Below are 12,613 nucleotides of genomic sequence, written 5' to 3'. Positions count from 1 at the left end.
TCGATCAGACGTTTACGCGTGGCGCTGGTCCCGGCGTAGGCTGCGCACCGTGATTGACTGGTCTGACGACGCAGCCACGGGCCGGTCGGTTGGGGCGTGGACGACCCAGCGTGAGCCAGAGGAAGCCGCATGCGACTGACCGTCCTCGGCTGTGCCGGCAGTTTCCCCGGCCCCGAGTCGGCCTGTTCCGCATACCTCGTGGAGGCCGACGGCTTCCGGCTGCTGATCGACTTCGGCTCGGGGTCGCTGTCGGCGCTGCAACGCTACGCGGGCATCGACGGCATCGACGCGATCATGCTCACGCACCTGCACTGCGACCACATGCTGGACGCCTGCACGTACGTGGTGGTCCGCCGCTACACTCCGGGCGGGCCGCTGCCGCCGCTGCCCGTGTACGCGCCGATGGGTGCCGCCGAGCGCATCTCCGCCGCCTACAGCGCGGAAGCCGAACCCATCGACGACGTGTACACCTTCTACGGGCTGCAACCGGGCACCTTCCCGATCGGACCGTTCACCGTGACCGTGGACCGGGTCAACCATCCCATCGAGACGTACGGGGTGCGGGTCGAGCACGGCGGCCGGGTGCTGGCGTACTCGTCGGACACCGCGCCCTGCGACGCCCTGCTGCGCCTGGCCCAGGGCGCCGACCTCTTCCTGTGCGAGGCGAGTTATCTCGACGGCGTGGACAACCCGCCCGACTTGCACCTCACCGGAGGTGAGGCGGGGGAGGCGGCCACCAAGGCGGACGTGGGCCGGCTGCTGCTGACCCACCTCGTGCCCGCCTGGTGCAGCGAGGCATCTACTGTGGAGGCCGCGACTGCGACCTTCGCGGGCCCAGTCGATGTGGTACGGCCGGGTTCCCGCTACGATCTCTGAGCTTGCCGCCGGGGGAACGGCATCGGATCGTCAGATGTGACCACGGGAGTGCCCTGCATGCGCATCGTCCGGCTGGCCAACTTCGTCACCCCGCGATCGGGCGGCCTGCGCACCGCGCTGCGCAACCTCGGCGAGGGTTACCGGCGGGCCGGGCACGAAGCCGTCCTCATCGTTCCGGGCGGCGCACACTCCGACACGATGACCGCGCAGGGGCGGGTCATCACGCTGCCCGGTGCCGCCCTGCCGCGTACCGCCGGATACCGGGTGCTGGCCGGGCGGCGCGAACTCACCCGGCTGCTCGACGATCTGGAGCCGGACCGCATCGAGGTGTCGGACCGCTCCACTCTGCGCTGGACCGGGCACTGGGCCCGGCAGCGCGGCGTCGGCTCCATGATGGTCTCCCACGAGAGCCTCGCCGGACTGCTCGGCGTGTGGGGGATGCCCGCCCGCGACTCCCTGGCCGACCGGCTCAACCGCCGCACCGCGCAGGCGTACGACCAGATCGTGTGCACGACCGCGTTCGCCGCCGCCGAGTTCCGCCGCCTCGGCGTGCCCAACCTGGCCGAGGTGCCGCTCGGCGTCGACCTCGCCGGATTCCACCCGAGCCGCGCCGACGCCGCGGTCCGGGCCCGCTACGCCCGGCCCGACGAGTTGCTGATCGTCTACTGCGGGCGGCTGTCCGCCGACAAGCGACCCGAGCTGGCGGTCGACACGATCGCCGCGCTGCGGGCACAGAAGACCCCCGCGGTGCTGGTCGTCGCGGGTGACGGGGCCCGGCGCACCGCGCTGGCGTACCGCTCGGCCCGGTTGCCGGTGCGGTTCGCCGGGCATCTGTCCGAGCGGTCCGCGGTGGCCGCGCTGCTGGCCAGCGCCGACGTGGTGGTGGCGCCCGGACCGGTGGAGACGTTCGGGCTGGCCGCCCTGGAGGCGCTGGCCTGCGGCACACCGGTGGTGGTCAACGCGGCCAGCGCGCTGCCCGAGGTGGTCGGCGACGCCGGGCTGGCCGTACCGGGCACACCGGAGGCCTTCGCACACGGCGTACACGAGGTCCTGGGACGTCCCGAAGCGGCCCGGCGGGCCGCCGCCCGCGCCCGGGCCGAGCTGTTCGGCTGGCCCCGCGCCGTGGCCGGCTTCCTGCGCGCCCACGACGCCGCGCCCGCCGTGATGGCCGCGGCCGCCGCCCGCCCGCTGTCCGCGCCCGGACCGGCCCGGCAGCCCCACGTCCCGGCCCGGCCCGCTCTGCTGCGCCCGGCCGTGCCCGCGAGCCGGACCGGTGTCGAGCCGAGTTGGGCGGGGACCGCGGCGGAACCCGCCGGGGCGGACGACACCCGCAGCGCCCGGTACGCATAAGGTGACCGGCATGGCACGCCCCGACGGCCGAGCGGCCGACCACCTGCGACCCGTGACCCTCACCCGGCAGTGGAGCATCCACCCCGAGGGCTCCGTGCTGGTCGAGTTCGGCAACACCCGCGTTCTGTGCACCGCCAGCGTCACCGAGGGCGTGCCCCGCTGGCGCAAGGGCTCCGGCCTCGGCTGGGTCACCGCCGAATACGCGATGCTGCCCCGCGCCACGAACACCCGCGGCGACCGGGAGAGCGTCCGCGGCAAGATCGGCGGCCGGACCCACGAGATCTCCCGGCTGATCGGGCGCAGCCTGCGGGCCTGCATCGACCTCAAGGCGCTCGGCGAGAACTCCATCGTCCTCGACTGCGACGTGCTGCAGGCCGACGGGGGCACCCGTACCGCCGCGATCACCGGCGCGTACGTCGCCCTGCACGACGCGGTGAGCTGGCTGGCCGACCGCAAGTCGCTGGCCGGCAAGCCGGCCGCGGTCATGCACCGCTCGGTCCAGGCGGTCAGCGTCGGCATCATCGAGGGCGAGGCCCGGCTGGACCTCATGTACGCCGAGGACGTGGCGGCCGAGGTCGACATGAACGTGGTCTGTACCGGCGACGGCGACTTCGTCGAGGTCCAGGGCACCGGCGAGGCGGGCGTGTTCCGCCGCGACCAGCTCGACGCCATGCTCGACCTGGGCGTACGCGGCTGCGCCGACCTGGCCGCCGCCCAGCTGAAGGCCCTTGCCTCGTGACCCGGCTGCTGCTGGCCACGGGCAACAAGAAGAAGCTCGCCGAGCTGCGGCGCATCCTCGACCAGGCGCTCGGCGCGCATCAGGTCGAGCTGGTCGGTCTGGCCGACGTCCCGGACTACCCCGAGGTGCCCGAGACCGGGCTGACGTTCGGGGAGAACGCCCTGATCAAGGCCCGCGAGGGGGTCTCCCGGACCGGCCTGCCGACCGTGGCCGACGACTCCGGCCTGGCCGTGGACGCGCTCAACGGCATGCCCGGCGTGTTCAGCGCCCGCTGGTCCGGCAAGCACGGTGACGACGCCGCCAACCTGGACCTGGTGCTGGCCCAGATCGGCGACGTGCCGGATGCCCACCGCGGCGGCGCGTTCGTCTGCGCGGCCGCCCTGGTGCTGCCGAACGGCCGCGAACACCTGGTCGAGGGCCGCCAGCGCGGCCGGATCCTGCGGACCCGGCGCGGCGAGGGCGGCTTCGGGTACGACCCGATCTTCCTCGGTGACGGGCAGGACCGGACGAACGCCGAGCTGAGCCCCGCCGACAAGGACGCGATCAGCCACCGCGGCAAGGCGTTCCGCGAGCTGGCCAAGGTCATCGCCCGCGAGCTGCCCCGCTGAGTCCGGTCCGGCGCCCGCGCCGCAGTCAGCCCGCGCCGCAGTCAGCCCGGGTCGCAGTCAGCCCGCGCCGCAGTCGGCCCGCGCGGTGATCAGGTCGCGGGCTGACTCGCGGCCCGGTCAGCGCAGCGGGCCCGTGGTGCCCTCGATCTCGGTGCGCAGCGCGCGACCGGACACCACCGCGCGGGCCTGCTCCAGCACCGGCGCGAGGAACATGTCGGGGCCCGGCTCGCCCGCGAACGCGCCGACCGCGGCGAGCGCCGCCCGGCCCGCCGGGGACGGCGTCAGCGGAGCCCGCAACTGCAGGCCACGCACGGAGCTGAGCAGCTCGACCGCCAGCAGGCTGGTCAGGTTGTCCAGGACGGTACGCAGCTTCTTCGCCGCGGCCCAGCCCATCGACACGTGATCCTCCTGCATGCCGCTGGTCGGCAGCGAGTCCACCGAGGCCGGTGCAGCCAGCCGCCGGTTCTCCGCGACGATCCCGGCAGCGGTGTACTGCGCGATCATCAAACCGGAGTTGACCCCCGCGTCCGGGGACAGGAACGGCGGCAGCTCGCGCGAACGGGTCACGTCCAGCAACCGGTCCACCCGGCGTTCCGCGATCGCGCCGACCTCGGCGGCCGCGATGGCCAGGAAGTCGGCGGCGAAGCCCAGCGGGGCGCCGTGGAAGTTGCCCGTGGACTCGACCCGCCCGTCCGGCAGCACCACCGGGTTGTCCACCACGGACAGCAGTTCGCGTCCGGCCACGGTGGTGACGAACTCCAGGGTGTCCCGGGCCGCGCCCGCCACCTGCGGCGCACACCGCATCGAGTACGCGTCCTGCACCGCATGCGCCAGGTCGTCCCGGTGCGAGTCCATGATCGTGGAGTCCTGGAGCAGCCGGTGGATGTTGGCGGCCGACGCGGCCTGCCCCGGGTGCGGGCGGATCGTGTGCAGCTCCGGCAGGAACGGCCGTTCCGAACCCAGCATCGCCTCGATCGCCAGCGCCGCGGTCACGTCCGCCATGGCGAACAGGTGGGCGGCGTCGTCGATCGCCAGCAGCAGCATGCCCAGCATGCCGTCCGTGCCGTTGATCAGCGCCAGGCCCTCCTTGGCGGCCAGCTCCAGCGGGCTCAACCCGGCCGCGTGCAGCGCCTCGGCGGCCCCGACCCGCTCGCCGTCCTTGCCCAGCACCCAGCCCTCGCCGAGCAGCACCAGCGCGCAGTGCGCCAGCGGCGCCAGGTCGCCCGACGCACCCAGCGAGCCGTGCTCCGGCACCCACGGCGTGATGTCGTGGTTGAGCAGGTCCACCAGGCCGTGCGCCAGCTCGGGGCGTACCCCGGAGCGGCCCAGCGCCAGCGAACGCACCCGCAGCAGGATCATCGCGCGGACGACCTCGCGGGGCATCGGGGCGCCGATCCCGGCGGCGTGCGAGCGGATCAGGGCGTGCTGCAGCTCGGCGCGGCGTTCGGGGGCGATCGCGGTGTTGGCGAGGGCGCCGAAGCCGGTGGACACGCCGTACACGGGACGGCCGGATGCTTCGATGCCGTCCACGATGGCGCGGCTGGTCCGCATCGCGTCGACGGTCGCGGCGGCGAGTTCGACCCGGGCGTCGCCCCGGGCCACGGCGAGGACGTCGGCCGGGGTGATGCCGGTCGGTTCGACAATGACGGTGCTCATGGCTGGGTCTCCTTCGCCACGGCCGCCCGGCTGCGGTCGGTCATGGCTGTGCTTCCGTGATGCAGGACGGTTCTGATGAGGGGTACGCCGGGCCGGTAGGCCAGGTGCAGGTGGGAGGGGGCGTCGAGGACGACCAGGTCGGCGCGGGCGCCGGGTCGCAGCACCCCGACGTCGGTGCGGCGCAGCGCCCGGGCGCCGCCCGCGGTCGCGGCCCACAGCGCCTCGGCCGGGGTCATCCGCATGTCCCGTACGGCCAGCGCGATGCACAACGGCATCGACGACGTGTACGACGAGCCGGGGTTGCAGTCCGTGGCCAGCGCGACAGTGGCCCCGGCGTCGAGCAGCCGCCGCGCGTCGGGGTACGGCGAGCGGGTGGAGAACTCGGCGCCCGGCAGCAGCGTGGCCACGGTGTCGCCACCCGCCAGCGCGTCCACGTCCGCGTCGCTCAGGTGCGTGCAGTGATCGGCGCTGGCCGCGCCCAGCTCGACCGCCAGCCGCACGCCGGGCCCCTCGGTGAGCTGGTTGGCGTGCACGCGCATCCCCAGCCCGGCCTTCGCGCCGGCGGTGAGCACGGCCCGGGCCTGGTCGCCGTCGAACGCGCCCCGCTCGCAGAACACGTCCACCCAGCGGGCGTGCCCGGCGGCCGCGGCCAGCATCGGGCCGGTGACCAGGTCCACGTAGTCGTCGGGGCGGTCGGCGTACTCGGCGGGCACCACGTGCGCGCCGAGGAACGTCGTCTCGTCGGTCAGCTCCGCGGCGATCCGCAGACTGCGGGCCTCGTCGGGGACGCTCAGGCCGTACCCACTCTTGATCTCGATCGTGGTGGTGCCCTGCCGCAGCGCCTCCGCGACCAGGCGCCGCGCGGACGCGCGCAGCTCGTCGTCGCCGGCGGCGCGGGTCGCGGCGACCGTGGTACGGATGCCGCCGCCGGTGTAGGGCTCGCCGGCCATCCGGGCCGCGAACTCGGCGGCCCGGTCGCCCGCGAAGATCAGGTGGGCGTGGCTGTCCACGAAGCCGGGCAGCACCGCGCCACCGTCGGCGTCGAGCCCGGTGTCGGCCGGGGGTGCCGCGGCGCGGGGTCCCACCCAGGCGACCCGGTCGCCGTCCACCAGAACGGCGGCGTCGTGGATGATGCCCAGCGGCCCCTCACCCGCAGCCGGATCGTTGGTGACGAGTTCGCCGATGTTGGTGACGAGCAGACTCACGGGAGCACCTCCGCGATCGCGTCGCGCAGCGCCGCCGCCACGTCGAAGCCGGTGTGTCGTCCGTCGGCCACGACCATGCGCCCGTCGGTGACGACGTGGGTGACGTCGGCCGCGGTGGCCGCGAAGACCGCCCCGGCCGGGTCGACGCCCGCGGTACGGACCGTGTCCAGCGACACCGCCACCAGGTCGGCCCGGTTGCCGACCGTGATCGTCCCGGCGTCCGTCCAGCCGAGCGTGGCGTGGTTCGCCGCTGCGGCCATCAGTTCGGCGATGGTGAAGTGGCCGCGCTGCTCGGTGGCGAGCCGCTCGTCCATCTCCAGGCCGCGGGCCTCCTCGAACAGGTCGATCACGGCCTGGCTGTCGCTGCCCAGGCTGAGCGCGGCACCGGCGTCGGCCAGCCGCCGGGCCGGGCCGATTCCGTCGGCCAGGTCCCGTTCCGTGGTGGGGCAGAAGCAGATGCCACTGCCGGACAGTGCGGCGATGTCGCCGTCGGTGAGGTGGGTGGCGTGCACGGCGGTGGTCCCGGCGCCCAGCAGTCCGTGTCGGTGCAGCAGCTCCGTCGGGGTGCAGCCGTGCACGGCCAGGCACTGCTCGTTCTCGGCACGCTGCTCGGAGAGGTGGACGTGCAGCGGCCCGACCGGGCGGGGCAGGTTCGCCAGCGCGGTTACGGGCACCGCGCGCACGCTGTGGATCGCCGCCCCGATCAGGGCGTGGCCGCCCGGCTTCAGCGTGTCGACGCGCTCGGCCCAGCGGTCCACGTCGCCGTCGCCGAAACGCTGCTGGACCCCTTCCAGCGGGGCACCGTCCACCGCGGAGCTGAGGTACAGCGCGTCCAGCAGGGTGATCCGGATGCCCGCCTCGGCGGCCGCGGCGATCAGCGCGTCGCCCATGGCGTTGGGCTCCGCGTACGGGGTGCCGCCGGGGGCGTGGTGCAGGTAGTGGAACTCGCCGACGCAGGTGATCCCGGCCAGGGCCATCTCGCCGTACACGGCGCGGGCCAGGGTGAAGTAGGTGTCCGGGTCGAGGGCGCCGGCGACGTCGTACATGAGGTCGCGCCAGGTCCAGAAGCTGCCGCGCGCGCCGTGGGTACGCCCGCGCAGCGCCCGGTGGAACGCGTGCGAGTGCGCGTTCGCCAGCCCCGGCAGCACCAGCCCGGGCAGCCGGGTTGCCCCGTCGGGTACGGCGGCGTCCGCGGTCACCGCCGCGAACCGTCCGTCACGCACCTCGATGAGCACGTCGGACGCGACATGATCGCCGAGCCAGGCGTGCTCGGCGCGGTACCACGTCGGGCCGCTCATACCGCACCGCCCGCCGGGAGCCGCAGCCCCGGCCGCCTTGGCCGCCGCGGAGAGTCGGGTCGGCTGGTCAGCGGCACGTCAGCTCCTCCAGCACGGTGGCGAGAGCGGTCACTCCCGCGGCGCAGTCGGCGTCCGGCGCGTGCTCGGCGGGGGCGTGCGACACCCCGGTCGGGTTACGGACGAACAGCATCGCGGTCGGGGCGTGCCCGGACAGCACGCCCGCGTCGTGTCCGGCGCCGGTGGGCAGGATCGGCACGCCGCCCAGCAGCGCGGCGAGCCGGGCGGCCAGGTCGGTGTCGAACGCCACCTCGGGGGAGACCGACTCCGCCTCGACGCTGACCCGGGTGCCGTCGCGCCCGGCCCGTTCCACGGCCCGCTTGACGACCGCCTCGACGAGGCGGTCGAGGGTGGCGCTGTCGGCGGCCCGGGCGTCGAGCCAGCCGCGTACCCGCGACGGGATCGCGTTGGTGGCGTTCGGTTCGGCTTCCACCCGACCGACCGTGGCGTGCGCCCCGGCCAGCCGGGCCTCCTTGTTGGCCGCCAGCACCGTGTACGCGAACGTCAGCATCGGGTCGTGCCGGTCCGCCATCCGGGTGGTGCCCGCGTGGTCGCCGTCGCCGGTGAAGTCCATCCGCCACCGCCCGTGCGGCCAGATCGCCGAGGCCACCCCGACCGGCGCGTCCACGTCGACGAGGGCCTTGCCCTGCTCGATGTGCAGCTCCACGACCGCGGAGACGTTGGCCAGGCGGTCCTGCTGGGCCCCGGCCGGGTGGTCGCCGAGCGCCGCCCCGAACGTGACCCCGTCCCGGTCGGTCAGCGCCGCCGCCTTCTCGGGCGTGATCGCGCCGGTGAGCAGCCGGGAACCCAGGCACGGCACGCCGAAGCGGCCGCCCTCCTCCTCGGCGAACGCGGCCACGGCCAGCGGCCGCGCAGGCGTCACGCCCCGCGCCCGCATCTCGTCCACGGCCAGGAACGCGCTGACGATGCCGAGCGGCCCGTCGTACCCGCCGCCGTGCGGCACCGAGTCGAAGTGCGAGCCGGTCAGCACGGTCCCCGGCCCCCACGGCGAGCCCCACCAGGCGAACAGGTTCCCGTTGCCGTCCTCGGTGACCGCCAGCTCCCGGCGGGCCGCCTGGGCCCGGAACCAGTCGCGCAGCGCCAGTTCCGGCTCGCTGAACGCGTACCTGAGATAACCGCCGCCGGCCGTGCGGCCGATCGGCGCGATCTCGGCCCAGAGCGCCGCGAACGTCGCGCTCATGACCGCATCGGGATGTGTACGCCCGTCGCGTCGGCGACCGCGGTGGCCTGCTCGTAGCCCGCGTCGACGTGCCGGATGACGCCCATCCCGGGGTCGTTGGTGAGCACCCGCTCGATCTTCTGCCCGGCCAGCGCGGTGCCGTCGGCGACGCACACCTGCCCTGCATGCAGCGACCGGCCGATGCCGACGCCGCCGCCGTGGTGGATGGACACCCACGACGCGCCGGAGGCCGTGTTGACCAGGGCGTTGAGCAGTGGCCAGTCCGCGATGGCGTCCGAGCCGTCCGCCATCGCCTCTGTCTCCCGGTACGGCGACGCCACCGACCCGCAGTCCAGGTGGTCACGCCCGATGACGATCGGGGCGGACACCTCACCGCGCGCCACCATGTCGTTGAACCGCACTCCCGCCTTGTCCCGCTCGCCGTAGCCCAGCCAGCAGATCCGCGCGGGCAGCCCCTGGAACGCGACCCGCTCCCCGGCCATCCGGATCCACCGGGCCAGGGGGTCGTTGTCGGGGAACAGGTCGAGGATCGCCCGGTCGGTGGCCGCGATGTCGGCCGGGTCGCCGGACAGCGCCGCCCACCGGAACGGTCCCTTGCCCTCGCAGAACAGCGGCCGGATGTACGCGGGCACGAAGCCCGGGAACGCGAACGCCCGCTCGTACCCGCCGAGCTGCGCCTCGCCGCGGATCGAGTTGCCGTAGTCGAACACCTCGGCGCCCGCGTCCAGGAACCCGACCATCGCCTCGACGTGCCGGGCCATGCTCTGCCGCGCCCGGTCGGTGAACTCCTCGGGCTTGGTCCGGGCGTACTCGGCCCAGTCGGCCACGTCCACCCCGACCGGCAGGTACGACAGCGGGTCGTGCGCGCTGGTCTGGTCGGTGACGATGTCGATGGCCACGCCGCGGCGCAGCAGCTCCGGGAAGACCTCGGCGGCGTTGCCGACCACGCCGATGCTGACCGCGCGGCGGTCCCGCTTCGCGGCTTCCGCCTGCGCGATCGCGTCGTCCAGGTCGGCGGCGAGCGTGTCCAGGTAGCGGGTCTCGACGCGGCGGCGCAGCCGGGTCTCGTCGACGTCGACGATGAGGCAGACGCCGCCGTTCATGGTGACCGCGAGGGGCTGCGCGCCGCCCATGCCGCCGCAGCCGCCGGTCAGCGTCAGCGTGCCCGCGAGGTCGCCGCCGTAGCGCTTGGCTGCCACGGCCGCGAACGTCTCGTACGTGCCCTGCAGGATGCCCTGGGTGCCGATGTAGATCCACGAACCGGCCGTCATCTGGCCGTACATGGTGAGGCCGAGCTTCTCCAGGCGGCGGAACTCCGGCCAGGTCGACCAGTCACCGACCAGGTTGGAGTTGGCCAGCAGCACCCGCGGCGCCCACTCGTGAGTGCGGAACACGCCGACCGGCCGCCCCGACTGCACCAGCAGCGTCTCGTCGTCGGCGAGCGTGTCCAGCTCCCGCACGATCGCGTGGAACGACGGCCAGTCCCGCGCCGCCTTGCCGGTGCCGCCGTACACGACCAGGTCGTCGGGGCGCTCTGCCACGTCCGGGTCGAGGTTGTTCATCAGCATCCGCTTGGCGGCCTCCTGGGGCCACCCCTTAGCCGTACGCTGCGTGCCGCGATCCGCCCTCACGACCATGTCGTCCTCCTCATGCCTCGAAGATGTGCCGCCGAGCGGCCGTCGCCTCGAACTGCTCCAGGCGGTGCTGAACGCCACCGGGCGCCGCGTCGCACATCGCCTGCAGCAGAACCATCGCCATCGCCATCGGCCCGGTATGCAGGTCGAAGACCAGGTGGGTGCCGACCGCCGCGGGCAGTACCACGTCCGCGCACTCGGCGGCCGGGCTGACCGCCGAGTCGGTGACCGCCACGACCGCCAGCCCCGCCGCCCGGGCCTCGCGCAGCGTGTCCAGGGTTTCCTTCGGGTAGCGCGGCAGCACGATCGCCAGCAGTGCGCCCGCACCCGCGGCCCGCGCCTGGTCGAGCCGGTCCAGCAGATGAGTCCCGCCGGTGTCCAGTACGCGCACGTCCGGGTGCACCTTCGCGGCGAAATACCCGAAATACGCCGCAAGGGGCGCCGCCGCCCGCAGCCCCAGCACCGGCAGGGGACGGCTGGCCACCAGCAGCTTCGCGGCCTGCTCCACCGCGTCCAGATTGTCCAGTTGCTCCACCAGTCGGCCCAGGTGCTGCGCCTCGGCCCGGACCGCCCGCTGCATGGGGTTGTCGCCGGGTTCCCGGCCGTCGGCGGGGCGCGGCCCGGCCAGCGCCCGCAGCTCACGGCGCAGTGCCGGATATCCGCTGTAGCCCAGCGCCATCGCGAACCGGGTCACGGACGGCTGGCTCACCCCGGCCAGCTCGGCGACCTCGGCGGCCGACAGGTACGCCGCCGACGGGGCGTGCTGCACGAGGCTGTGCGCGATGCGGCGCTGCGTCGGGGTCAGCCGCGCGCCCTGGAACAGGTCGAGCACGCGCTCAGCCGTCCTGACAGCTCCGTCATTCACTCTCGCAGCGTATGCATGGAATCTTTCAAACACCAGAGGGCTGACCAGACTCATCCAGGTGACCTGGCCGGATCGCTGTCTTAGGTCTCTCTTAGAAGCGTTGCCCTCACGCGGACAGCGCCGAAAGATGCCTCAGCGTGACTGCTCATCGCCTGTTGACCCCCCGCTGGCTGGCCACCGGCGGCGCCGTACTCCTCGCGGGCGTCCTCGGCGTCGCACTGCTGCTGCGCGACGGCGGCCCCGCCTGCGCCGCGCCCCCGCCCACCAGCACCCAGAAGGGCAAAGCGACCTTCTACGACCTGGCCGGCGGCGTCGGCAACTGCAACTTCGCCCCACCCGCCGACGACCTGTACGTCGCGCTCGGCCGTGCGCAATACTCCGGCGCCACCGCCTGCGGCAGCTACATCGACGTCACCGGCCCCAAGGGCAAGGTCCGGGTCAAGGTCTTCGACTCCTGCCCGGAATGCGCCGTCGGGCACCTCGACCTGAGCCGCACCGCGTTCAAGCGCATCGCGAACGAGTCGGCCGGCGTCGTGCCGATCACCTACCGGGCCGTGCCGAACGCACCCACCCCGGGCCCGCTGAGCATCACCTTCGCCGAGGGCTCGTCGCAGTACTGGTGGGCGATCCTCATCGACAACCACGCCAACCCGATCGTCTCGGTCCAGGCCAAGGGGCCCGGACGGGGGTGGATGACGGCTGCGCACGCCTCGTACAACTTCTGGATCATCGACAAGAACACGGGAAAGGGCCCGTTCAGCATCCGGATCACCGACAGCTACGGCCACGTCGCGACCGCCACCGGGGTCAAGCTGCTGCCGCAGCGGCGCCAGACCACATCCGTACGCCTGAGCGGCAAGGCGGGCAGCGCACCGGCGGTCGCCAAGGGGGCGGGCGCGCCGTCGAAGAAGGCCAAGCCCGCGCCATCGAAGTCGAAGGTGTCGTCGGCGCCCGCCGCGCCGTCGTCGTCTGCCGCGCCGGCGGTGTCGGAGTCCCCAGCTGCCAGCCCGGACCGGGAGGCGGACGGGCTCGCGCAGGCGCCGCCGGTGGCGCTCGCCGCCGCGCCTGCCGCGCCGTCCTGCGGCGGCTGAAAGGCGAGCGGCCGGCGGGCTCCAGATGTGGCC

General features: G+C 73.9%; 11 protein-coding genes. 5 read left to right on the top strand and 6 right to left on the bottom strand.

Annotated features, from left to right (window positions below; all coding sequences use genetic code 11):
- Positions 1-129 precede the first annotated feature (129 nt).
- The 4 genes from ACMCNN_RS24575 to rdgB are packed head-to-tail and all read left to right on the top strand — an operon-like array spanning position 130 to position 3,573.
- Complete coding sequence (locus ACMCNN_RS24575; protein WP_412742871.1) at positions 130-876, top strand: MBL fold metallo-hydrolase; 747 nt, start codon at positions 130-132, stop codon at positions 874-876.
- A gap of 57 nt (positions 877-933) precedes the next feature.
- Complete coding sequence (locus ACMCNN_RS24570; protein ID WP_412742870.1) at positions 934-2,226, top strand: glycosyltransferase; 1,293 nt, start codon at positions 934-936, stop codon at positions 2,224-2,226.
- Between the two features lie 10 nt (positions 2,227-2,236).
- Complete coding sequence (gene rph, locus ACMCNN_RS24565) at positions 2,237-2,965, top strand: ribonuclease PH (RefSeq protein ID WP_412742869.1); 729 nt, start codon at positions 2,237-2,239, stop codon at positions 2,963-2,965.
- Entirely contained in the window at positions 2,962-3,573 is a 612-nt protein-coding gene (gene rdgB, locus ACMCNN_RS24560; protein WP_412742868.1) for an RdgB/HAM1 family non-canonical purine NTP pyrophosphatase, read from the top strand. Before rph ends, rdgB begins: the two co-directional genes overlap by 4 nt.
- Positions 3,574-3,690: 117 nt before the next feature.
- Here the strand turns inward: rdgB and hutH are convergent, their stop codons facing one another.
- The 6 genes from hutH to ACMCNN_RS24530 all read right to left on the bottom strand — a co-directional run bounded on the left by hutH (position 3,691) and on the right by ACMCNN_RS24530 (position 11,489).
- Positions 3,691-5,229, bottom strand: coding sequence for a histidine ammonia-lyase (gene hutH, locus ACMCNN_RS24555; RefSeq protein WP_412742867.1), 1,539 nt, complete (start codon positions 5,227-5,229; stop codon positions 3,691-3,693).
- Positions 5,226-6,434 carry an imidazolonepropionase gene (hutI, locus tag ACMCNN_RS24550; protein WP_412742866.1) on the bottom strand — a complete coding sequence of 403 codons (1,209 nt, stop codon included), beginning with the start codon at positions 6,432-6,434 and terminating at the stop codon, positions 5,226-5,228. Before hutI ends, hutH begins: the two co-directional genes overlap by 4 nt.
- Entirely contained in the window at positions 6,431-7,732 is a 1,302-nt protein-coding gene (locus ACMCNN_RS24545) for a formimidoylglutamate deiminase (protein WP_412742865.1), read from the bottom strand. The genes hutI and ACMCNN_RS24545 overlap by 4 nt, the downstream gene beginning before the upstream one ends.
- A 67-nt stretch (positions 7,733-7,799) precedes the next feature.
- Positions 7,800-8,990 (bottom strand): allantoate amidohydrolase, encoded by a 1,191-nt coding sequence (locus tag ACMCNN_RS24540; protein WP_412742864.1) that lies wholly within the window; start codon positions 8,988-8,990, stop codon positions 7,800-7,802.
- Positions 8,987-10,627, bottom strand: a complete 1,641-nt coding sequence (gene hutU, locus ACMCNN_RS24535; RefSeq protein WP_412742863.1) for a urocanate hydratase — start codon at positions 10,625-10,627, stop codon at positions 8,987-8,989. Before hutU ends, ACMCNN_RS24540 begins: the two co-directional genes overlap by 4 nt.
- A gap of 10 nt (positions 10,628-10,637) precedes the next feature.
- The gene (locus ACMCNN_RS24530) at positions 10,638-11,489 is read right to left on the bottom strand and encodes a MurR/RpiR family transcriptional regulator (protein WP_412742862.1); all 852 of its coding nucleotides are present in this window, start codon (positions 11,487-11,489) and stop codon (positions 10,638-10,640) included.
- 137 nt (positions 11,490-11,626) lie between these two features.
- Between ACMCNN_RS24530 and ACMCNN_RS24525 the strand changes: the two genes are divergently transcribed.
- A complete protein-coding gene (locus ACMCNN_RS24525; RefSeq protein WP_412742861.1) occupies positions 11,627-12,580 on the top strand; it encodes an expansin EXLX1 family cellulose-binding protein in 954 nt (317 codons plus the stop codon).
- Positions 12,581-12,613: the final 33 nt, after the last annotated feature.

Source organism: Krasilnikovia sp. MM14-A1004 (assembly GCF_047159485.1).
Taxonomy (GTDB): domain Bacteria; phylum Actinomycetota; class Actinomycetes; order Mycobacteriales; family Micromonosporaceae; genus Actinoplanes.
Note: the sequence above shows the minus strand (reverse complement) of the source record. Positions and strands in the feature narration are given on the sequence as shown.